The following is a 21,237-nucleotide window of genomic DNA, read 5'->3' as shown; positions in this document are numbered from 1 at the left end:
GTTTTTTTACAATACGCTTTTTTATTGCCAATTGACATCGCTGTCATTGTTTTTTTACTTAACTTATATCAAAAAGCTATGAATATACCTCAAGTTGGTTTTTGGAGACCTCTTTAGGTTTTTTGATTAGGGTTAACTCACTTCTCACTTAGGCAAAGCGACCTGACTTACAACTAAGATATTATTTCTAAAACTGTTATTATCGTGCAATCAGTACGATTTTATTTTTCAAAGGGATACCAGTGTTACGTACACTACTTTTAACCTGTGCTTGTTGGGTTATTCCTGCTCTCGCTGGCACTATTTACAGCCAGTTTCCAACAGAGATTGATCCGCATGAGCACTATGTTTTTTATTCCCATGGTTTTATCGTCGAAGGTAAAAACCCTAAGCCTGTTCACAAAACCTTTGGTGTTTATGACTTTATTGCGGTAAAAGAAGCACTTGCAGATGATAGTTATCATTTAATTGCCTATCACAGACCAAAAGGTACTGAGCCATTTGCATTTGCGAAAAAGCTCGCTGCAGATGTTGAAGCATTGATCAGCGCCGGTGTTGATGAGTCGAATATTAGTTTGGTTGGTTTTTCAAGGGGCGGGGCATTGTCGATACTGGCAGCCAATGAGCTTAAACGCACACATATTAACTTAGTTATATTGGCAGGTTGTGCTGGCCTAATAAAAAAGAACTCATCAGTTAAAGCTTACGGCAAGGTTTACTCTATCTTTGAACGCTCAGATCAGGTTGGCTCTTGCCAGTTTTTAATTGATAGAAGTGCAGTAACTAAGTTCGAAGAACTAAGCATCAATACGGGGCTCTCCCATGGTGCATTTTATAGGCCAAAAGATGAGTGGCTGTTACCAATTAAGAAGTGGTTAAAGGATTAACTATGCCTTATTTATTGCTCGTTTTTGTGATCAGTGTTTTCGGCGTGAGCTCAGTAAGCCATGCTGAGCCATTTACTTTGCCACGCACTAATACTGTTTTAGTTAAAGATAAACATATCGAAAACGAATACCCCATTACAATTAAACTGCCACGCAGCTACCAAAAACAAAACCAGAAGCGCTACCCCGTTGTTTACCTGTTAGATGCAAACTACAGTTTGCCAATTGCCTCTGGCGTCAGTCGCTTCATGATGAATTCGGGGGGGATGGAAGAGGTGATTATCGTCGCAGTAGGGTATCAAAAAGGTGTGCCGGGGCTTAATAGCCGTATTTATGACTATACGCCATTTGAAGATAAAAATTGGCAACGTAAAACTGGCGGAGCAAGCCAGTATCTAAACTTTCTAAAACAATCTGTATTGCCATATATTAAGGCTCACTACAGAACAAACCAAAAAAGTACATTAGTCGGTAATTCGCTGGGTGGTTTATTTGCTTCCTTTACCTTATTTACCGAGCCTTCGCTTTTTTCAAGTTACATTATCGGCAGTCCTTCAGTGTGGTTTAAAGAAAACTCAATATTAGCTATGGCTGTAAAACCAGCTGCCAACACAACAAAAGTTTACATCGCAGTGGGTGAACTTGAAGAAAGCGAAGGTGAAAAAATGGTGTCGGGTGCGAGGCAATTAGCAGCTAAAATTAATAAACAAAGTGGCGCGCTTGTTACAACAAATTTATTTGTTATTCCTCAGGCACGCCATGCAACCGCATTCCCAACAACGATTACCCAAGCCCTAGACTGGATTTACCAGACTAATACCAACCCGCAATAATACTTAATTAAGCGGATTGGTATAAGAGCAATTAAAGAGCGTGACACTTTTTATATTTTTTACCACTACCACAAGGACACTCGTCATTACGGCCAATTTTAATATCTGCAACTGGCGTTATATCACCATCTAGGTAACGCCATAGGCCATCTTCTTTAATAAAACGCGACTTTTCGTGTAACTCACAATACAAGTTTTGGTAAAAGTAATTTGCTTTAAATTCTACAAAACCTTCTTGATCATTATGTTCTTTATCTAAAACACTGAGTTTGATAAATCGGCAGCTATTAGCAAAATCTTTAATTTCGCGAACCGGGTTTGCGGCTTGTTGGCTTTGTGCATAGGTGCTAAATACATATTTTGCATCTTTCAGCGCGTATGCACTAAAACGAGAACGCATAAGTTGCTCTGGCGTATCAGCTTGGCTTGCACCTGTATGAAAAGGTTGGCAGCAAAGCTCGTAAGTCGATTCGCTGCCACAAGGACAAAGGGGGTGGGTGAGTGATGTCATAACAACTTACCTAAAACTATAAATTGTTATTTTAACAAGCCTATTGTGGCTGCGGTACTAAATTGTTTAATTGAGCGCTTTTTGTAAAACAATAAAACTTAGCAGATGCTTGCTCAAGATTTAGATTCATCGAATCAAGTTGATGATTGTTTACGATATCTGTCCATGTGATTACTGCGGCAAAATTACCATTATGTAATGCAGAGCTAAGTACGTACTCAAGGTTAACTAAATGCTTTTGTCTGATCACAAGTAGTTTGCTGGTATCAATCGAACACGAATCTAATAATGCTTTGCTAGGAACATGATCAGGGGCAATTAATAGTGTCCAGGCATTTTGGCTATTGTAATGATGCAATACTTTTAATAGCTCAAAGGTTGCTGATATTTCGTCTTCAATTTGAATTAAATTAACAGACGCTTTGTCGTTATCTTGTTGGTAGCTTTTAACTGTTCTTAAGGTAATTGGCTGTAACATAACTTTCACTCACTGGTTGTTTATACAGTATGTGTATACAGTAGTTTATACAGTGTTTTTGCGCAAGTACTTTTTTGCTATTTTTTAACCAATTATTCAGTTTTATGTTAATTAAATTTATTTAGTTCTTATTAAACAATGGGTTACTTTTTTGTTTTGGAAGGTCAAAAAGGTGAAAAATTTATCATTAAAATTATACAGTATTCTATACAGTACTGTATGAGCTGCTATATTTTGCTTCTATACAGGTGTTTTGCATAAAAAAGCCGGTTTAAAAACCGGCTCTTTATCTTTGCAATTTTGCTATTTGTCTAAGTAGGTATTTAAAAACTCAAGATATGCGTTTGAGGCTTTAATGCGGTTTTCCTTTTTAGTAAAACCATGGCCTTCATCATCGAATAATACATATTCGACAGGCACACCATTTGCCTTTACAGCGGCAACAAGTTCATCGCTTTCAACTTGTAAAACGCGAGGGTCGTTAGCACCTTGGATCACCATTAATGGCTTAGTGATGTTTTTAGCATGAAATAGTGGCGAAATTGCACGGTGACGCTCACCGTCTGTCGCGGGGTCGCCCATTTCATCGTACAGTGCCTTTTTAAAGCTTTCCCACCATGGTGGAATCGAGTTTAAGGTTCTAACCCAGTTTGTTACACCAAAGATATTAATGCCTACTTTGAATTCTTCAGGTTCAAAGGCAAGTGCTGCGGCGGTCATAAAGCCACCGTAGCTGCCCCCCATGATGCCAATTTTATCAGCATCAACCCAATCTAGGCTTTGTAGATGCTTTTTGCCGTATACGATATCTTGTAAATCATCAGTGCCATGTTTTTTATCATCTAAATGGAAGAAGGTTTTACCATAGCCTGAGCTGCCTCTGTTATTAACCGCAAAAATGGCATAACCATGATTGACTAGATGTTGCTGCATCGCACTATATCCAGTACGGCTTTGTCCACCAGGGCCGCCATGCACCCAAACTAAAGCAGGTACTTTATTGTTGCTGTTGGCTTGCTTAGGTTTATATAAAACCCCGGGGATTTCTAAGCCATCGAAGCTCTTAAAGCGCACAATTGTGCTCTCAACTAAGTCACTTTGATTAATTGCATCACTTAATGTGTTAGTTAATTGTTTAGCTTGCGGCTCACCGACTTGCCACACAAATAAATTGCTTGGCGAGGTGTCTGAATTTAAATAAAACGCCATAGTTTTTTCATCAGCTGAAAAATTAACACCACGTAAGTTACCTGCAGGCAACGATGGCATAGCAATACCTTTACCTGTGGTGGTATCGATTATCGACACCTTAGTGCTGGCGTCGGCATTAACACCACTTACTTGATAACGGCCAGATTTAGAGAAGTATATAAAGCTGACATCCCACTCATCTTTGAGGGCAGGGCTGTGCTCGCCAGTCGTTAAGTCATAACGCCACACTTGTGCAAACTCACCTTTAGCATCGGTTGAGTAATACAATGATTTACTGTCTCTTGAGAAGGTTTCTGGGCCATACTTAGCGTCGTCGTCATGACGGGTGATAAGCTCTGGTTTAAGAGTTTTTTTACGCGTATCGAGAATGAACACATCGCTGTCTTTGTTCGAATTGTTTTTCGATAAAGCAATAAAGCGGCCGTCAGGGCTTATAGCACCGACATCCAGCCCCATGGTATTTTGATAAACCGGCGTTACTTCATAGCTGTTAGCATCAACACGATATAGGTCCATAAACTTAGCATCACGCTGATTGCTGGTTATAAAAAAGTGTTTACCGTCTTCTGTGAAGCCTGCAAATCCTGCACGGGTTTCTTCACCAGGGGTGAGGTCTTTAACTGTGCCGTCTGTTTCGCGAACATAGATGTGATAACGCTCGTTACCACCTGAGTCTTTAGTAAATAGTACGCGCTCATCTTTAGGGAAATAAGCCACTGCATAAGTACTGTCTTCAAAGTCTGTTAAGCGGTTTTTTTTGGCGCTTTTTATATCTACTTCATACAGGCTATAAATGCCGCTTTCATCACTGCTAACGAGTATTTTGTCGCCTTTTGGTGAAAAGCTGCTGCCCATAATTGAGGTTGTATCAAAAAAGGTTTCAGCATCATACTGTTTAACAGTTTGGCTTTGTTGCACGCTTTCGGTGCTGCTTGTTGATTGGGTTGATTGTGAACATCCTGCAAGTGCAAGGCTGAGTGCACATGCCACGGCTGCTAGTTGAAAACTCGGTTTCATTGTAATTATTCCTTGTTAATTTTTCGTTATAAAGTGTTGCCTGTTCATAATCTAAACGCAAGTTTTAGCCGTTTGATATTTGTTACAAATCATGTAAATAAATAGGGACATGAGTGTGATATTATTTTTCCACTATTAAAGGAAGTAAACATGATTGCAATAAACAACCTCAATAAACGTTTTGCCTCAGCCCACGTTTTTGAAAACTACAATAAGCAATTACAAGGTAAAAGAGTTTGTTTACAGGCAGCCAATGGCAGAGGAAAAACAACGCTACTGATGATGCTCGCTGGCCTAGAAGAGCCACAATCAGGGCAGATTTTATACAATAATGAGGCATTAAAATCACCGCAAAACGATGTTTCAATTGCTAGCGACCGTATTGTGCTGCCTGATTTTTTAACTGCGAGGCAAATTATTGAACTTAGTTGCAAGGCATTAAAGAAAGACATACCAGAGCAGCTCATTACAGGTTTTAACTTTACAGAGCATCTCAACACTCGCTTAAGTTCTTTATCTAGTGGAAACCAAAAGAAATGCCAGCTCATTACTGCTTTTTTAAAGAAAGCCCCATTTTTACTATTAGATGAACCGAGTGCAGCGCTTGATCAAACAAGTATTCAATTTTTGCTGACCTTACTTGATGACTACCTAGATGATAAACCTAATGGGCAAATCATAATTACAAGCCACGAACCTCAGGTGTTTATACAGCACGGTTTTGAGTGTACAGCATTATGATTGACTCTCTTGCTAGCTACGCGTCATTCCTTGCTTATCGATACTTAGCATATACGACTAACCTTAAAAGCATGCTGTCTCAGTTAAAGAGCTTTAGCTTGTTGCTCGCACTGTTACTTGGCCCTGCATTTCTTGGTATGGTTTTACTGTTGTTTTTAGGGCTTGGGAAAATAGTCGATAGCCATGCAGAACCCGCTTCTGGCGCCAAATTAGCATTGGTTTATCTTTTACTTGAATCGGTGATGTTATGGGCCATGGCGCCAGCCATTAAAAATGTGCAAAACAGGGCATTTCAGCGAAGCCTTTATAAACCCTCTTGGCGAGTATGTGTTGACTGCAAGTTATTATTTTTAAGTAATGTTTGGCTCATTGCGAGTTTATTAATAGCTGTAGATTTATCGTTGAAACAATGGCTACAAGTGCCTCATTTTATGATTTTTGTGTTTTTGCAGTGGCTATGTGGGGTATTTGTTCTTTATAAGCCAATTGCACTTTTTTATAGCTTGTTAATAAGCTCTGTATTGATATTACTGCCTGTTAGTTTATCTTCGCTGCAATACTATCTAGGATTTATTGCTATTTTCAGCTGCTCGACTTTAATCCCTTCTGTAAGAATTAGCCATAAGTTGAAAGTACACTCGTTTGCTTTATTTTGGCTTAGTTACTTTTTACAACACAGTTGGTGTTTAATATGGCGTGGCTCAGTTTTAGTTGCATGTTTGTTTTCTTTATTACAGCTAATAACAATTCGGAGTGACTTTAGTGATCTGATACAGGCTGCAGCTTTATCAGTATGTGTGTTGCTAACTAGCTCGTTACAGTTCGATTGCATGGCTGTTTTTAAAAAATATCGGTTATTCTTTCAAAGTAATAACCAAGACAAGCTGTTTTATGTAAGCCATTTTATACCAAGTCTTATATTTTTTGCTGTGGTTTTAATGGTAGTTATAAGCTTGCTTGGCACTAACTTGATTTACATACCCATTGGCGCAGGCTGGTGTTTATTACAGCAATATATAGCGCAAAAAAAACCAGCGCAATTTGCGCTGGTTTGGTTTTTCATAACAATTGGAATTGTTTTGCTAGCTTAGGCAGCGTCTGCTTTTTTATCGCTTTCGCCACGGGCTACTTTACCAGCAACTAAGTCTGCTGGGTCAAAGTCGTCAACGTTAATAACGTCAAGACGGGCTTTTTCAACAGCCGCTAGTTTGTCGGCTTCTGCTTGACTTAAAATGCCAGCTTCTAGGCCCATTTGCGCTACTTTATCAAGCTGGAAGAAAGGCAGTTTTACGCCTTTTTCACGGCATACCTTGTCAAACAGCGGCTCAACTTCAAGAATGTCTTTAAGCGTTTGCTCTTGACGACCAACAAGGTTAAGTGGCTCGTTTTTAAGGTAAATGTAGTTAGCTAAACGGTTACGAGTTTCGCTTGGTACTTGTAATAAGTGCGCAAGTTTATGCTCAAGCTTATCAGTAGGTTTACGAACTGGACGACCGAATGGGAATAACATGATTTTTAGCATTGCACGAAGTGGTGCAGATGGCATGTTATTGATTAGGTCAGCAAGAGCTCGTTGGCAGTGGTAAAGGTGATCTTGGCAGCTCCATTGAACTAGCGCAAAATCTTCTTTTTTACGGCCTTCGTCGTTGTAACGTTTAAGTGTTGCAGATACAAGGTATAAGTAGCTTAGTAAGTCACCTAAACGTGCAGAGATACGCTCTTTACGCTTCAATGAACCACCAAATACCGCCATGCTGATATCTGACATTAATGCTAATGATGCACTGAAACGTGACGCAACACGATAAAACTCAGCTGTTTCGTCTTTGTACGGCGTACTTGTGAAGCGAGCATTCGTTAGTGCTAACCACTTAGTACGAACAAGGTTCGAAATAGTAAAGCCAACGTGACCCATTAATGCTTTATCGAATACTGCAAGCGCTTCTTCGCGGTCTTCAATTGCACAAGCGCCCAGCTCAGTTAACACGAATGGATGACAACGAATTGCACCTTGACCATAAATGATCATGTTACGCGTTAAGATGTTTGCACCTTCAACAGTGATTGCAATTGGCGCACCTTGATAACCTCGACCTAGGTAGTTGTTTGGACCAAGCATGATGCCTTTACCACCATGAACATCCATGCCGTGAATTGTTGCTTCACGCATTTGCTCAGTTAAGTGGTATTTGATAATCGCAGATACAACCGATGGTTTTTCACCAAGGTCAACAGCACCGGTAGACATGCTAACGGCAGCATCAGAGCTATAAGCGTAGCCTGCAAGTTTTGCCATTGATTCTTCAACACCTTCCATTTGACCAATAGGTAAACGGAATTGACGACGAATACGGCTGTAAGAACCTGTTGCAAGCGCAATTGTTTTAATGCCACCTGTTGAGTTAGACGGCAAGGTGATTGCACGACCAACAGATAAACATTCAACTAGCATACGCCAACCTTGACCAGCCATTTTCGGACCACCAATGATGTAATCAAGTGGTACGAAGATGTCTTTACCGCGAGTAGGACCATTTTGGAATGGTACATTTAGCGGGAAGTGACGACGGCCAATTTCTACTCCAGGAGTATCTGTTGGGATTAACGCACAGGTAATACCAGGTTCTTTATTATCACCAAGTAAACCGTCTGGATCTTGTAGTTTAAATGCAAGACCAAGTACAGTCGCAACAGGAGCAAGAGTAATATAACGTTTGTTCCACGTTAGACTAATACCAACAACTTCTTCGCCGTTCCATTGACCTTTACAAACAACACCGTAGTCAGGAATTGCACTTGCGTCAGAACCAGCTTCTGGTGATGTTAAAGCAAAACATGGGATCTCTTGACCACTCGCTAAACGTGGTAAGTAATGATCTTTTTGCTCTTTAGTACCATAGTGCTGAAGTAATTCGCCCGGACCTAATGAGTTAGGTACACCTACGATAGATGAAAGTAACGTTGATTTACTTGTTAGCTTTTGCAGTACACATGATTGTGCATAAGCAGAAAACTCTAAACCGCCGTATTCTTTTTTGATGATCATGGCAAAGAATTTATTATCTTTTAGATATTGCCAAACATCTTGCGGTAAATCAGTTAATTCGTGCGTTGCGTGCCAGTCATCTAACATGCTACACACTTCTTCAACTGGGCCATCAATAAACGCTTGTTCTTCGATAGTCAGTTTTGGTGCTGGGTATTGGTGTAATTTGTTCCAGTCAGGACGACCACAAAATAGATCCGCTTCCCACCACGTAGTACCTGCATCGATTGCTGATTTTTCAGTATCCGACATTGTCGGGGTTACTTTTTTAAATGCAGCAAAAATAGGTTTGATGATGTATTGTTGACGAATGCTTGTCACAGAAAGTGGCACAGCAATAAGTAAGAATAGTAGCCAACTGATTGCACCAAACGCGCCAGCAAAAGTGCCAACAAGTAAGGTCGCAATGGCAATACCTAAACAGGTATTCCAGCTCGATCTGTGGTAACTCGCCACACTAAGTAGCACGAGTAAACCAAGTAAAAATATGAGAGTCATTGATTATTCCTTAATAGAGGTCAGACCACCTCTTTTAGAGTAGCGCTACAACCATGAATTATCAAGAGGGGAACAAAGATAAAACGATGCTTTGTAAAACCTTTTAATGAGTAAACTGTATGAACAGTGCAAAAAAATTTACAGTGGGCTTATGACTATTTAGTTTATGTAAATGGTACATATAAAAAGGTGTGTAAAATATGCACTATTTATCAGATAGTTCTGAAAATCTCAGCATAGCAGTTGCCATCTTTAGCGCTATGTACAACAATGAGCGCAGGCAGGGATCAGCCCATCATGCCTTTTACTTCGATTAGTTTTATAGGTTAAGAGTTCTATGTGTGAGTTGCTTGGCATGTCAGCCAATGTACCAACGGATATTTGTTTTAGTTTTTCGGGCTTATTAGAGCGTGGTGGAAACACTGGCCCGCATAAAGATGGTTGGGGCATCACCTTTTATGAGGGTAAGGGCTGTCGCACATTTAAAGATCCTGAGCCAAGTTGCCAATCAGAAATTGCCAAACTCGTTAAAGCGTATCCTATTAAAAGCATTTCGGTGATAAGTCATATTCGCCAAGGGAATCGTGGTCGTGTATGCCTTGAAAACACGCATCCGTTTACCCGCGAGTTATGGGGCCGTGAAATTACGTATGCACACAACGGGCAATTATCTAATTATCATGATTTAAAGCCAGACTATTATCGACCTGTCGGTAACACTGACAGTGAACTGGCGTTTTGTTGGCTGCTCGATAAGATCCGTGAAAAATACCCTAAACGGCCATCAAATATGGCGTCTGTATTTCGTTATGCGGCAAAGCTTGCCCATACGCTGCGCGAAAAAGGCGTATTTAATATGTTACTGACCGATGGGGTTTATGTGTTAGCTTATTGCACCAATAACCTACATTGGATCACACGCCGTGCACCGTTTGGCAAAGCGACATTAATTGATGCAGACATGGTGATTGATTTTCAAAAAGAAACCACACCGAACGATGTGGTTACCGTTATTGCAACACGGCCTCTCACCAATGATGAACGCTGGCAGAAAATGGAACCCGGTGAGTTTGCACTGTTTAAAATGGGCGAAAAAATTTAAATAAAAGATGAAGCGCTATTAAGGCGCTTCATTACTCACTTCATTTGTTACGGCGACTGGTGTGGTCACAGTGAATGAATTAAGCTGCACTTCAAATTGCTCTACGCCTTTTTCACCTTTCCACATACGCACGAGCATGTAGTCCATTTCTGGGGCAAACCACGCCAATGCTTGGCGTTTATCGTTATCATATAAGCGCTTAACTTTAATCGCTTCTACATTACCAACAGGTAGCGAAATAACTTCGGTGCCGATGACTTCAAAGTCGTAATTGCGAAGGTTGCCTTTTTTATCAATCAATGGATACGATAATTGCGTTTTACCTTGTTTTAACTCTTCGCGCACTTGCACTTGGTAAGACAGTGAATCTTGAAAATCGTCAGACCAATCAAGCTTCAATGGGTATTTACTTTCGCTGCTTTGAACTTGCTTTTGCGCCGCATCAAATTTTAAGCTGTATTCTTTATCAGGCCCGGTGCCCGAACGTTCCATGGTGTAACTTAGCGGAGAAATTTTTTGATCATGGTATGTAAATTTAGATGTTTCTTTTCGTGAGTCTGAAAAAATCATCCATTCGATTTCACTGTGATAAGTGATCACGTAGTTACCGTCTGCGGCTTTTTTCAGCTCGCGTACTGCTTTACCATGGGTTTCGCCTTTACGAAGTACATCGTATTTGGCTTCATATTGAGTGAGGTCGCCAGCTAAAACACTGGTAGGAAGTAATAAAGTGCCCACACAAGCGAGTAGGGCACTTAAATTTTTATTCTGGATAGTGCGCGCCGTGTGCAGGAAGTTTCTTTTCGTCAAAAACTGCATAATCTGCTTCCATCTTGAGTCGTTGTTCACTGAACCACTTGACCACCAATGGATAGATTATATGTTCTTGCTGATGAACACGTTGTGCGAGTGTCTCTGCGGTATCGTTTTCGAGTACCGGCACTTTGGCTTGAAGAACAACGGGACCGCCGTCTAGCTCTTCTGTGACAAAGTGAACACTGACACCATGAACGTCATCTTTTGCATCTATCGCTCGTTGGTGGGTATTCAGCCCTTGGTACTTAGGCAACAAAGAAGGGTGAATGTTCAACATTTTTCCCTTAAATTTTTGCACTAAGCTAGGAGTAAGAATACGCATAAAACCAGCTAATACAACTAGATTTGGTTCGAAATTGCCAATAATGTCCATTAACTCAGCATCATAGGCCTCGCGCGAGTCAAAATCTTTATGGCTAAGTACACGTGTTTGTATACCTGCATTTTTTGCTCGTTCAAGGCCATAGGCGTCGGCTTTATTACTAATTACAGCGGCGATTTCGGCTTTTATCTCACCACGCGCACATGCGTCGATGATGGCTTGAAGGTTTGAACCGCTACCAGAAATTAATACAACAAGACGACAAGGGGTCATTAGTCACGACCACCTAAAATTTCTACTTGCTCTTCGCCTGCTTTCGCATCTTGGATCTCACCGATATGCCATGCATTTTCGCCAAGATCTTTAAGGATTGTTAAGCTTTGCTCAAGTTTGTCTGCTGGAACAACTAAAATCATACCAACACCACAGTTGAATGTACGGTACATTTCGTGTGTTGTGATGTTGCCGTTTTCTTGTAACCAGTTGAAAACAACAGGCCATTCCCAGCTGTCACCTTTGATAACTGCTTTTGCAGATTCAGGAAGTACGCGCGGGATGTTTTCCCAGAAACCACCACCCGTGATGTGAGATAACGCGTGTACGTCAACCTGCTTGAATAGCTCAAGTAGTTGTTTAACGTAGATACGAGTTGGTTCTAAAAGGTGATCGCCAAGTGTTTTGCCTTCAAGCTCAGCGCTCGTGTCTGCGCCAGATACTTCAAGAACTTTACGAATTAATGAGAAGCCGTTTGAGTGAGGACCACTTGATGCAAGGGCGATTAATTGGTCGCCTGCAGCAACTTTAGTACCGTCGATAATTTTTGATTTTTCTACAACACCAGTACAGAAACCAGCCATGTCGTAGTCTTCGCCGTCGTACATACCTGGCATTTCAGCAGTTTCACCACCGATTAATGCACAGCCAGAAAGCTCACAGCCTTTACCAATACCTGTTACAACATCAGCCGCAGTGTCTACGTCTAATTTACCAGTTGCATAGTAATCAAGGAAAAATAGTGGCTCTGCACCTTGTACAATAAGGTCGTTTACACACATAGCAACAAGGTCGATACCCACTGTGTCGTGCTTTTTAAGATCGATTGCTAAACGTAGTTTTGTACCAACGCCGTCTGTGCCAGCAACCAGTACAGGCTCTTTATAGCCAGTTGGTAGTTCGCAAAGTGCGCCAAAACCACCGATACCGCCCATTACTTCAGGACGTCTGGTTTTTTTAACTACGCCTTTAATACGCTCAACAAGTGCATTACCGGCATCGATATCTACGCCCGCGTCTTTATAGCTAAGAGACTGTTTTTGTTCGCTCACAGGTTTTCCTCAAAAAAGTTGCATGTGGGTTGCTTAGAAACGCGCGTATTTTACAACAATTGCAATGGCGCGGCTAGTTGAAAAATCACTTTAACCGACTTGACAAGGACAGTTGTCCGGTTTTTTTGCTTTCAAGTTACAAGGCAAAAGTATCAAGTAAATGTCACTTTGACCTTGTAACTAGAGACTTCTCACTATTTGTTAAGCTTTCGCTGTTAAAATAGCGCGTAGGGGGGCTGGGTAACCTTCAATGGTTTTGCTGGTGTCATTTGGGTCTAAAAAGTCGACCAATGATTCGTTTTCCATCCACTGGGTTTTACGTTGTTCTTCAAGCGTTGTGATTGCACAGTCTTTAACTTGTACATCTTTAAAGCCAACGCGCTCCATCCATAGTTTTAATGCCGCGGTGCTTGGGATAAACCACACATTACGCATTTTTGCATAACGGTCGGTTGGCACTAAAACTGTGTGCTCATCACCTTCAACAACCAGTGTTTCAAGGACTAACTCACCGCCAGGACGAAGCTGCGCTTTTAATTGCGCTAAAAAGTCGATTGGTGAACGACGATGATATAAAACACCCATCGAAAATACTGTATCAAATGCTTTTAGCTCTGGCAGAGCTTCAACACCTAATGGCAATAAATGCACGTTTTCATCTTGGTGATAATGCTTTATCGCTTGGAATTGGCATAAGAATAAATCAGATGGATCGATACCTACTACAAAATTAGCGCCTTCACCGCGCATACGCCACAAGTGATAACCTGAGCCACAACCAATATCAAGCACAGTGCGGCCTTTTAACGGTTCAATATGAGGCAGTAAACGATCCCATTTCCAATCACTGCGCCACTCAGTATCAATCTCGATACCGTGTAAGCTAAATGGCCCTTTACGCCATGGCATCATGCGCTTTAATAAATGCGTTAACTGTTTTTGCTGACCCTCAGATAGCTCATCACCGGTACCGATTTGTACTTTATCCTGCAGGTTTACATGGTTTGTGCTTACCTCAGGTAAGTTTTTCAGCACTTTTTGCCATTTAGGTAAATCGCCGTGACTGGCTTCGAGTTCCCAGTGCTTTAATTGGCCAGGTAAAGTTTCGAGCCAGTGACTAAGCGGACTTTGTGCGATAGCAGCATAAAATTGGTTAAACCATTGAGACATGAAATACTCTTTATATCGTTGTGATGATTACTTGATTGCAATCATCGAGCAGAAGTTAAAACATTGATACCACACTTGCGTTTGGCTAAAACCAATTTCACTTAATCGGTTTAAGTGGGTAGATAAATGATCAGGGCGCATGACATTCTCGATAGCCGTGCGCTTTTGGCTGATCTCAAGCTCCGAATAGCCGTTATGACGTTTAAAATCATGGTGTAAATCAATGAGCAAATTATCGCATTGCTCATTTTCACCCCTAATTTTTTCGCTCAGCAGCAAAACGCCGCCTGGTTTTAAATTTGCGTAAATCTTTTCAAGCACCGCTTGGCGCTTTTCAGGTGGAATAAACTGTAGTGTAAAGTTCATCGCCACCACAGAGGCATTCTCGATGGCTAAATCGTTTATATCACCCAGCGTGACAGTGACTGGCACGTCAGAGCGAAAACCTTGTAAATGTAATTTACAACGCTCAACCATCGCTTCTGAGTTATCAACGGCAATAATATTACAGTTATCGGTGCGAATATTACGGCGCATACTTAACGTTACTGCACCAAGTGAACAGCCTAAGTCGTATAGGTTTGAATTACTTTGCGCGTATTCGCCAGCCAGTTTACCTATGGTGCTAACAATGGTTGCGTAACCCGGCACCGAGCGCTGGATCATATCTGGAAAAACTTCTACTACATGTTGGTCAAAGCTAAAGTCTTTAACCGCTTGCTCAGTGGCATAAATACTGTCTTTTTGCGTCACGTGAACAGTCTCTTTAAAAAATAATACCGCTATTTTAGCATTTTTAACTGGATAGTCAGTGATAAATTCAGTAGCTTGGCTAGAATTATCAATAACAAGTACAAAAAAGAGAAGTTTAATGACAAAAAGCAAAGTTATTAGTACAGAAGATATCTTATCAACTCTGTGTCATTCAGTGACTGGAGTTCTGTCTTCAGCAAGCGGTAATAGTATTAGTTATTCTGCCATGGTACAAAAAATAACCCGCACCTGTATGCGCCCAGATATTGGCTGTTTTGTATTATTCGATGGTGGTTTTACTGGCCTTGTGGTAACAAACTTCACAGCCCAAGCAGCCATGGAAATTTACCATGACTATATGCGCAACATGGGTATGCCAGAAGACGAAATTGCACAAAGCCATTTATCAGATGATGTGGCAAACGTACTCGGCGAGCTGATGAACCAAATCGTTGGTGACTTTACGTCAAAAGTACGCGACCAGCTGCATACTTCTATTACGCAAAACCAACCAAAAATGATGGCGATTAATAAACAGGTGCAAATTTCTGTTGATACCACCATGGATAGACCACAAGCACGCCGTGTGACATTCACTACAGCGAAGCAAAATATCTTCTATCTAGAGCTTGCAATGGATAAAACTGAATTTATCAAGCTTCATGACTTTGATATTTCAGAAGCCGTTGACCCAGATGACATCATCGAAAACGAAGCCAAACAAAAAGCTGAAAAGCAAAAAGCATCATCACAAGCAGACGATGCCGATGATGATTTCATGGCAGAACTTGGTTTGTAACAGCTTACGTAGGTTGGGTAGAGCGTAGCGAAACCCAACGGCATGAGCTGTAAGGCATGAGCTTTCAGACGTCAGATAAAAATAGAGGCGCGGTTTAGACCGCGCTTTTTTTGTGCTTTAGAGCAATTGATAACATCTTTGTCTAGGAGGCCAATTAATGAAATTGCACCGTTTGCTAATACTGGTTTCATCTTGCAAGTCCCTTTACCATCTTTAAAACTATAATCTTCAAATGCATTCGCAGTTGTACACTTAGAAATTAATAAAAGTATTATCAAGACTCCATATAACATTCCATTTGTTTCTTTTAGAAAAATACTCGATGCTCGTTCACTTCATTTAAATACCTTACGGCTTAAAGCTTTAAACTCAAAGCTAGTTTTAAAGCCTACATTCATCCAATTTATGCTTTACTCATAGAGCCTTAAATGGATTTGATGATTGCATGAACTACTTAAAAAACTTTATAACTAAATTTGTTTTCATGATGCAGAAGCGGCCGGGATTGATGGCGGTGTTGGCTTTCTGCAGTGGTGTGGCAAGCTTTGTCTTTGTTGAGCGAAAAGAATCGTTTTCGCAGCTTATCTCGATTTTGTTATTAGTCACTTGGTTGTGGTTGTTAATAGATAACTGGCTAAGAGATAAAGTAGAGGAGCGTTTTGGTGTGGCGGTGTCGCCTAACGTGATGCGCTTTGCGCTGCAGGTTGTGCAGCAAGAAAGTTTGTTTTTTGCCTTACCATTTTTCTTGGCGGTGACTACTTGGGACCATGGTCAGGCCGCGTTCACCGCTTTAATTATTCTTTGTGCGTTCGTTTCTGTTGTTGACCCCCTCTATTACAAAAAGCTTGCAAGGCACAGTGTCTGGTTTAGTGTGTTTCATAGCTTTTCTTTGTTTGTCGTGTTGTCGGTTACCTTGCCTATTTTATTAAAGTTAACGACCAGCCAAAGTTTTGAAATTGCACTGATAACAGCTGTTATTTTAACAATTCCAAGTCTTGGTAATTTGATGCCGAATGCAAAATGGTGGCGTTTTCCGTTGTTGGTGTTATTGCTTTGTGTATTAGGTGTTGGGCTTTGGCAATTGCGTAGCTTTGTGCCACCTGCGGCACTGCGTTTAACCGATATGAGCATGTCGTATCAGCTTGATGCACAAGCCCGTAAACCGCTTTCGCCAATAACAGAACTCAGCGAGCAGAGCTTGCATGAAAAAGGTCTATATAGTTTTAGTGCAGTAAAAGCACCGCGAGGTTTAAATGAAAAAATCTTCCATGTTTGGGTGCATAATCGTAAAGAAGTTGACCGCATAGCCTTGGATATTTCTGGTGGTCGTAAAGAGGGTTATCGAGCGTGGAGTCATAAAACGAATTTCCCTGCAAATGCCGCAGGAAAATGGGTCGTTAAAGTGGTTACCGAGTCTGGGCAGCTGATAGGGCAAAGAAGGTTTGAGGTTACTGAAGTTTAGCAGATAGCTTTAATACGGATTTTTCCCTTCACCTACGAGCACACTGAATATTCTTAAATCCAGTTCTAGTTGATGGTATTGCGGCTCCATGTGGCAGCAAAGTTGATAGAAGGCTTTGTTGTGGTCTTTTTCCTTAAAATGAGCCAGCTCGTGTACGACGAGTGCTTTGAGTAGTGGCTCAGGTGCGCGAAGTAGGTCGCTATTAATGGCAAGATCGTGTTTTCGGGTTTTACCTTGCATACGAAAAGTATGGGTCCCTAAGGCATTTGTGACCATATCGCCTTGTTTTTTGAATGCGGCACGGCCAAAAGGCAGGGCATTTTTAAGGTAGCGCTTTTTCAGCTCAGTGGCGTAATTGTATAAAGCTTTATCGCTGGTAATGCTATGCGCATCAGGGTATTTGCCTTTAAGGTATTTTGCGGCTCTGTCACCATTAAATAGCTGTAACACTTGCTCAATGATGTGGGGCGGGTAACCTTGAAAATAACGGCTGTAATCTTTCATGTTTTCTCTGATAAATCGGGCGCTAAAATAAACTGCTTTGGCTTGCTTCGCGTTCACCTATAAACGGCGCAAGCACGGGGTGATTGTAACCTAAATCTTGGTAGAACTGTCTTGCTAAAAGTGGCGACTGGCGATTATCTGCGGTATGAAAAAACAAATAGGGTGATTTTCCTTCATCAAGCCATTGTTTTATTTTTTGTAGCCATGGCTGGTAATACGACTTGTATTCATGTTCAAGACTGGCAATCACAAAGCGCAGCATAGGCTGATTTCCTGTTGCAATGGCATGCACAGGTAAATAAGGCTTTTTCTTTTGCGCATCAATGAGTGCATCGGTATCGGCGGGTACAGCAAATAAAGCGCGGGTATCCATACTGATACGGTCTATATTATTTTCAATTAACAGCTGATTTAAACGAATCTCAGCATCATCCTTATTAAAAAAGCCGGGGTGACGTACTTCTACACCGTAACTAAGTTGTTTAGGTAGTTGTGCAATAAAATTAGCAAGAAGGGGGAGGGCATCAGGGCCAAAGGCACGGGGTAGCTGCAACATGATTTGCCCCGTTTTAGCAAAAATGGGCTCAAATAAGTTTAGCCACGCATTAAGCTCACTATCTATATTCGTCAGTTGTAATTCGTGACTAAAACGCCGGTGAAACTTAAAAGTAAATTTAAAGTCTTCGGGTACCGCATTATGCCAGCACACTAATGACTCATGACTTGGGTCAGCATAAAAACTGGTGTTGCCCTCGACTGAATTAAAGCATTGCGCATACTCACTGAGCATGTCGGCGCTTTTACAGTGACTAGAGAGCAAATTTCCTTTCCATGCGGTGCTAGACCACTGCGGACAACCTAAGTACAGCATTAAATCAACCAATAAATTTAAATTATGTCTAGTGTAACAAAAGAAATGTTTGCTCAGAAGCCGGGGCATATATTTAGCCCCCGACAGGCACTGCTGGCACTCGCATTTTGAGATGGTTTGGGTATAATGCTCTGCCTTAAATGATTACTTTGTATAGTGGCTTTTGCTCTCAAAATAGCGAACTCTTAAGAGCAGGCGGCTATAAGTCTTTAACTGACAGGAATACTATGCGCTCTATATATTGCGGACAGCTAAATAAATCTCACGTAGATCAAGAAGTTGAACTATGTGGTTGGATCAACAAACGCCGTGACCTTGGTGGCCTTATTTTCGTCGATTTACGTGACAGAGAAGGTTTAGTACAAGTTGTTTTTGATCCTGAAGTAGAAGGATTAATGGATACTGCGAATAAACTACGTCAAGAGTTTTGTGTGCAGTTAAAAGGTGTTGTTCGCGCACGCCCTGATAGCCAAGTAAATAAAGACATGGCAACAGGTGAAGTTGAAATTTTAGGCACAAGCTTAACTATCATCAACCGTTCAGAGCCATTACCACTTGATTTTAATCAGCAAAACTCTGAAGAGCGCCGCTTAAAATACCGTTACCTAGATTTACGTCGTCTTGAAATGAGCGACCGTATCAAACTTCGTGCAAAAGCGAGCAGCTTTGTGCGTCGTTTCTTAGATGACAACGGTTTCTTAGATATCGAAACACCGGTACTAACAAAAGCAACACCAGAAGGTGCGCGTGACTACTTAGTACCTAGCCGTGTTCACAAAGGTAGCTTCTATGCTTTACCTCAGTCACCACAGTTATTTAAACAATTATTAATGATGTCGGGTTTTGACCGTTACTATCAAATTGTTAAATGTTTCCGTGACGAAGACTTACGTGCTGACCGTCAGCCAGAATTCACACAAATCGATTTAGAGACGTCATTCATGAGCTCTGATGAAGTGCGTGCAATGACTGAGAAAATGATCCGCGAAATGTGGCAATCATTACTAGACGTTGACTTAGGCGACTTCCCAGTTATGCCTTACAGCGAAGCAATGCGTTTATATGGTTCTGATAAACCAGACCTTCGTAACCCAATGCAGCTTGTTGACGTTGCTGATTTAGTAAAAGACGTTGAGTTTAAAGTATTCTCTGGTCCTGCTAATGACGAAAAAGGCCGTGTTGCGGTATTAACTGTACTAGGCGGTGCTGAGCTTTCTCGTAAACAAATCGACGATTACACTAAATTCATCGGTATCTATGGCGCGAAAGGCCTAGCATGGATGAAAGTGAACGACCGTGCTGCGGGCGTTGAAGGTGTGCAATCACCAATCGCTAAGTTCTTAAACGAAGAAGTGATCAACCAATTACTTGAGCGTACTAACGCACAATCTGGCGATATCATTTTATTCGGTGCTGACAAGCGCAACGTTGTAAACGAAGCGATGGGTGCGTTACGTCTTAAGATTGGTGTTGATTTAGGCATTACTAATCTTGATAGCTGGAAACCTTTATGGGTTGTTGACTTCCCAATGTTCGAAGAAGATGACGAAGGTACATTGCATGCGGTTCACCACCCATTCACTGCACCAAAAGGTATTTCTCCTGAAGAGCTTGAAGCAAACCCAGCTGGTGCATTATCAGATGCATACGACATGGTATTAAACGGCTACGAAGTTGGTGGTGGTTCGGTACGTATTCACAATGCAGAAATGCAAGAAACAGCATTCAGAATCTTAGGCATCAATGCGCAAGAGCAACAAGACAAGTTTGGTTTCTTACTTGATGCACTTAAATACGGTACACCACCACATGCAGGTCTTGCGTTTGGTCTTGACCGTTTAGTTATGCTGTTGTGCGGTACTGATAATATTCGTGACGTTATTGCTTTTCCTAAAACAACTCAAGCATCATGTTTATTAACAGATGCACCAAGCAAAGCAAATGCAGATGCATTAACTGAGCTTGCAATTGATGTTGTAGCGAAAGACGCTGAATAATTGGTAAAAGCCTGATTTACGAAAACCCTAAGGTGTATGCCTTAGGGTTTTTTTGTGTTTAAATAAATACTTAGTATGTACTTCAAGGAAAGAGTGTGAATATCAGTGCAACTTTAATCGGGCAAATAATTTTTATTTTGATCCCTGTTTTTGCCGCGATCAGCTATTACTTAGGTAAGCGTAAAACCTCAACACCAATTGTGGTGGCAATTATTGGTGGCTTACTAGGGCTAATTCCATTGTTCGGTCTTATTTTTATTGCTGTACTTGCGCTTAAAAAAGATATTGAGACCACCGCGTGATCGCAAGCCATTCCCTCTATTTTGAACACACTTTTGAATTAAACCTAGCAGGGCAAACATTTTCACATTGTGAATTTGAGCAATGCGAATTTATCGACTGTGACTTTAGCAATAGCCAGTTTGAAAACTGCCGGTTTATAGAATGTGAGTTTAAAAACTGTAATTTAGCTGCACTTGGGCTTAGGTACACCTCACTTGAAGAAGTGAGCTTTAAAGAGTGTAAATTAACCAGTGTACGCTTTACTGATGTTGATTGGCCGCTACTCGCCAGCCGTGCCCCAGTGAGTTTTGTTGGCTGTGAACTAAGCCATAGTAGCTTTTTTGAGCTTAGTTTAAAGGCTTTAAAAATGCGCAGCTGTTTTGCCAAAGATGTTGATTTTAGACATGCGGATTTATCATCTGCTGATTTTACTGATACTGATTTTCGTGACAGCTTGTTTCAACAAACTAATCTCAGTAAAGCTAATTTTATTGGTGCTAGCCACTTTGCTATTGATATAACTGCTAACAAAGTCAGTAAAGCCAAATTTGAACGCTATGCCGCTTTGGATTTATTAGCAGGGCTCGATATAGAGCTGGTGGATTAAATAT

Annotated in this window: 21 protein-coding genes; 10 read left to right on the top strand and 11 right to left on the bottom strand. The window is 41.1% G+C overall.

Annotated features, from left to right (window positions below):
• The first annotated feature begins 242 nt into the window (after positions 1–242).
• Together ACSFVZ_RS03720 and ACSFVZ_RS03715 are read left to right on the top strand one after the other, a co-directional pair.
• The gene (locus tag ACSFVZ_RS03720; protein WP_435558136.1) at positions 243–887 is read left to right on the top strand and encodes a dienelactone hydrolase family protein; all 645 of its coding nucleotides are present in this window, start codon (positions 243–245) and stop codon (positions 885–887) included.
• Positions 888–889: 2 nt separating this feature from the next.
• On the top strand, positions 890–1,720 hold the full coding sequence (locus tag ACSFVZ_RS03715) for an alpha/beta hydrolase (RefSeq protein ID WP_435558135.1): 831 nt from the start codon (positions 890–892) through the stop codon (positions 1,718–1,720).
• 31 nt (positions 1,721–1,751) lie between these two features.
• Here the strand turns inward: ACSFVZ_RS03715 and ACSFVZ_RS03710 are convergent, their stop codons facing one another.
• The 3 genes from ACSFVZ_RS03710 to ACSFVZ_RS03700 all read right to left on the bottom strand — a co-directional run bounded on the left by ACSFVZ_RS03710 (position 1,752) and on the right by ACSFVZ_RS03700 (position 4,938).
• Complete coding sequence (locus ACSFVZ_RS03710) at positions 1,752–2,231, bottom strand: YchJ family protein (RefSeq protein ID WP_435558134.1); 480 nt, start codon at positions 2,229–2,231, stop codon at positions 1,752–1,754.
• 40 nt (positions 2,232–2,271) lie between these two features.
• A complete protein-coding gene (locus ACSFVZ_RS03705) occupies positions 2,272–2,709 on the bottom strand; it encodes a SulA-like leucine-rich domain-containing protein (RefSeq protein ID WP_054551944.1) in 438 nt (145 codons plus the stop codon).
• Positions 2,710–3,012: 303 nt separating this feature from the next.
• Positions 3,013–4,938: a S9 family peptidase gene (locus ACSFVZ_RS03700; RefSeq protein WP_435558133.1), complete on the bottom strand. Its 1,926-nt coding sequence runs from the start codon at positions 4,936–4,938 to the stop codon at positions 3,013–3,015.
• Between the two features lie 150 nt (positions 4,939–5,088).
• On the opposite strand from ACSFVZ_RS03700, the gene ACSFVZ_RS03695 reads away from it, so the two are divergent.
• Positions 5,089–5,679, top strand: a complete 591-nt coding sequence (locus ACSFVZ_RS03695) for an ATP-binding cassette domain-containing protein (RefSeq protein WP_435558132.1) — start codon at positions 5,089–5,091, stop codon at positions 5,677–5,679.
• A complete protein-coding gene (locus ACSFVZ_RS03690) occupies positions 5,676–6,770 on the top strand; it encodes a DUF6136 family protein (protein WP_435558131.1) in 1,095 nt (364 codons plus the stop codon). The genes ACSFVZ_RS03695 and ACSFVZ_RS03690 overlap by 4 nt, the downstream gene beginning before the upstream one ends.
• On the opposite strand, the gene fadE is transcribed toward ACSFVZ_RS03690, so the two are convergent.
• Positions 6,767–9,223, bottom strand: coding sequence for an acyl-CoA dehydrogenase FadE (gene fadE, locus ACSFVZ_RS03685; protein WP_235382912.1), 2,457 nt, complete (start codon positions 9,221–9,223; stop codon positions 6,767–6,769). The genes ACSFVZ_RS03690 and fadE overlap by 4 nt on opposite strands.
• A gap of 337 nt (positions 9,224–9,560) precedes the next feature.
• Between fadE and ACSFVZ_RS03680 the strand changes: the two genes are divergently transcribed.
• Positions 9,561–10,325, top strand: a complete 765-nt coding sequence (locus tag ACSFVZ_RS03680; protein ID WP_054551596.1) for a class II glutamine amidotransferase — start codon at positions 9,561–9,563, stop codon at positions 10,323–10,325.
• Between the two features lie 18 nt (positions 10,326–10,343).
• Here the strand turns inward: ACSFVZ_RS03680 and ACSFVZ_RS03675 are convergent, their stop codons facing one another.
• The 5 genes from ACSFVZ_RS03675 to cmoA form a co-directional block, all read right to left on the bottom strand.
• Positions 10,344–11,144 (bottom strand): DUF3108 domain-containing protein, encoded by an 801-nt coding sequence (locus ACSFVZ_RS03675; protein ID WP_435558130.1) that lies wholly within the window; start codon positions 11,142–11,144, stop codon positions 10,344–10,346.
• On the bottom strand, positions 11,089–11,736 hold the full coding sequence (purN, locus tag ACSFVZ_RS03670; protein ID WP_342408677.1) for a phosphoribosylglycinamide formyltransferase: 648 nt from the start codon (positions 11,734–11,736) through the stop codon (positions 11,089–11,091). Before purN ends, ACSFVZ_RS03675 begins: the two co-directional genes overlap by 56 nt.
• Positions 11,736–12,788 (bottom strand): phosphoribosylformylglycinamidine cyclo-ligase, encoded by a 1,053-nt coding sequence (gene purM, locus ACSFVZ_RS03665; RefSeq protein ID WP_063705981.1) that lies wholly within the window; start codon positions 12,786–12,788, stop codon positions 11,736–11,738. Before purM ends, purN begins: the two co-directional genes overlap by 1 nt.
• Before the next feature lie 201 nt (positions 12,789–12,989).
• Positions 12,990–13,958 (bottom strand): tRNA 5-methoxyuridine(34)/uridine 5-oxyacetic acid(34) synthase CmoB, encoded by a 969-nt coding sequence (gene cmoB / locus ACSFVZ_RS03660; protein WP_054551592.1) that lies wholly within the window; start codon positions 13,956–13,958, stop codon positions 12,990–12,992.
• A gap of 27 nt (positions 13,959–13,985) precedes the next feature.
• Complete coding sequence (gene cmoA / locus ACSFVZ_RS03655; RefSeq protein ID WP_063706202.1) at positions 13,986–14,711, bottom strand: carboxy-S-adenosyl-L-methionine synthase CmoA; 726 nt, start codon at positions 14,709–14,711, stop codon at positions 13,986–13,988.
• 118 nt (positions 14,712–14,829) lie between these two features.
• Here cmoA and ACSFVZ_RS03650 point away from each other — a divergent pair, with 118 nt between their 5' ends.
• Together ACSFVZ_RS03650 and ACSFVZ_RS03645 are read left to right on the top strand one after the other, a co-directional pair.
• Positions 14,830–15,510, top strand: coding sequence for a DUF3334 family protein (locus tag ACSFVZ_RS03650; RefSeq protein WP_054561772.1), 681 nt, complete (start codon positions 14,830–14,832; stop codon positions 15,508–15,510).
• 445 nt (positions 15,511–15,955) lie between these two features.
• A complete protein-coding gene (locus ACSFVZ_RS03645) occupies positions 15,956–16,972 on the top strand; it encodes a DUF5924 family protein (RefSeq protein ID WP_435558129.1) in 1,017 nt (338 codons plus the stop codon).
• A 9-nt stretch (positions 16,973–16,981) separates the two neighbouring features.
• On the opposite strand, the gene ACSFVZ_RS03640 is transcribed toward ACSFVZ_RS03645, so the two are convergent.
• The gene (locus ACSFVZ_RS03640) at positions 16,982–17,476 is read right to left on the bottom strand and encodes a M48 metallopeptidase family protein (protein WP_130167071.1); all 495 of its coding nucleotides are present in this window, start codon (positions 17,474–17,476) and stop codon (positions 16,982–16,984) included.
• 22 nt (positions 17,477–17,498) lie between these two features.
• Complete coding sequence (locus ACSFVZ_RS03635) at positions 17,499–18,347, bottom strand: DUF72 domain-containing protein (protein WP_435558128.1); 849 nt, start codon at positions 18,345–18,347, stop codon at positions 17,499–17,501.
• A 227-nt stretch (positions 18,348–18,574) separates the two neighbouring features.
• On the opposite strand from ACSFVZ_RS03635, the gene aspS reads away from it, so the two are divergent.
• The 3 genes from aspS (at position 18,575) to ACSFVZ_RS03620 (ending at position 21,233) form a co-directional block, all read left to right on the top strand.
• Positions 18,575–20,344 (top strand): aspartate--tRNA ligase, encoded by a 1,770-nt coding sequence (gene aspS, locus ACSFVZ_RS03630; RefSeq protein ID WP_435558127.1) that lies wholly within the window; start codon positions 18,575–18,577, stop codon positions 20,342–20,344.
• A gap of 95 nt (positions 20,345–20,439) precedes the next feature.
• Positions 20,440–20,646: a hypothetical protein gene (locus ACSFVZ_RS03625; protein ID WP_135924189.1), complete on the top strand. Its 207-nt coding sequence runs from the start codon at positions 20,440–20,442 to the stop codon at positions 20,644–20,646.
• Positions 20,643–21,233 carry a pentapeptide repeat-containing protein gene (locus ACSFVZ_RS03620; protein ID WP_435558126.1) on the top strand — a complete coding sequence of 197 codons (591 nt, stop codon included), beginning with the start codon at positions 20,643–20,645 and terminating at the stop codon, positions 21,231–21,233. Before ACSFVZ_RS03625 ends, ACSFVZ_RS03620 begins: the two co-directional genes overlap by 4 nt.
• Positions 21,234–21,237 lie beyond the last annotated feature (4 nt).

The organism is Pseudoalteromonas nanhaiensis (assembly GCF_051235485.1).
Taxonomy (GTDB): Bacteria; Pseudomonadota; Gammaproteobacteria; order Enterobacterales; family Alteromonadaceae; genus Pseudoalteromonas; species Pseudoalteromonas lipolytica_C.
The sequence above is the reverse complement of the archived record's forward strand: the minus strand, read 5'-3'. Positions and strand labels throughout refer to the sequence as shown.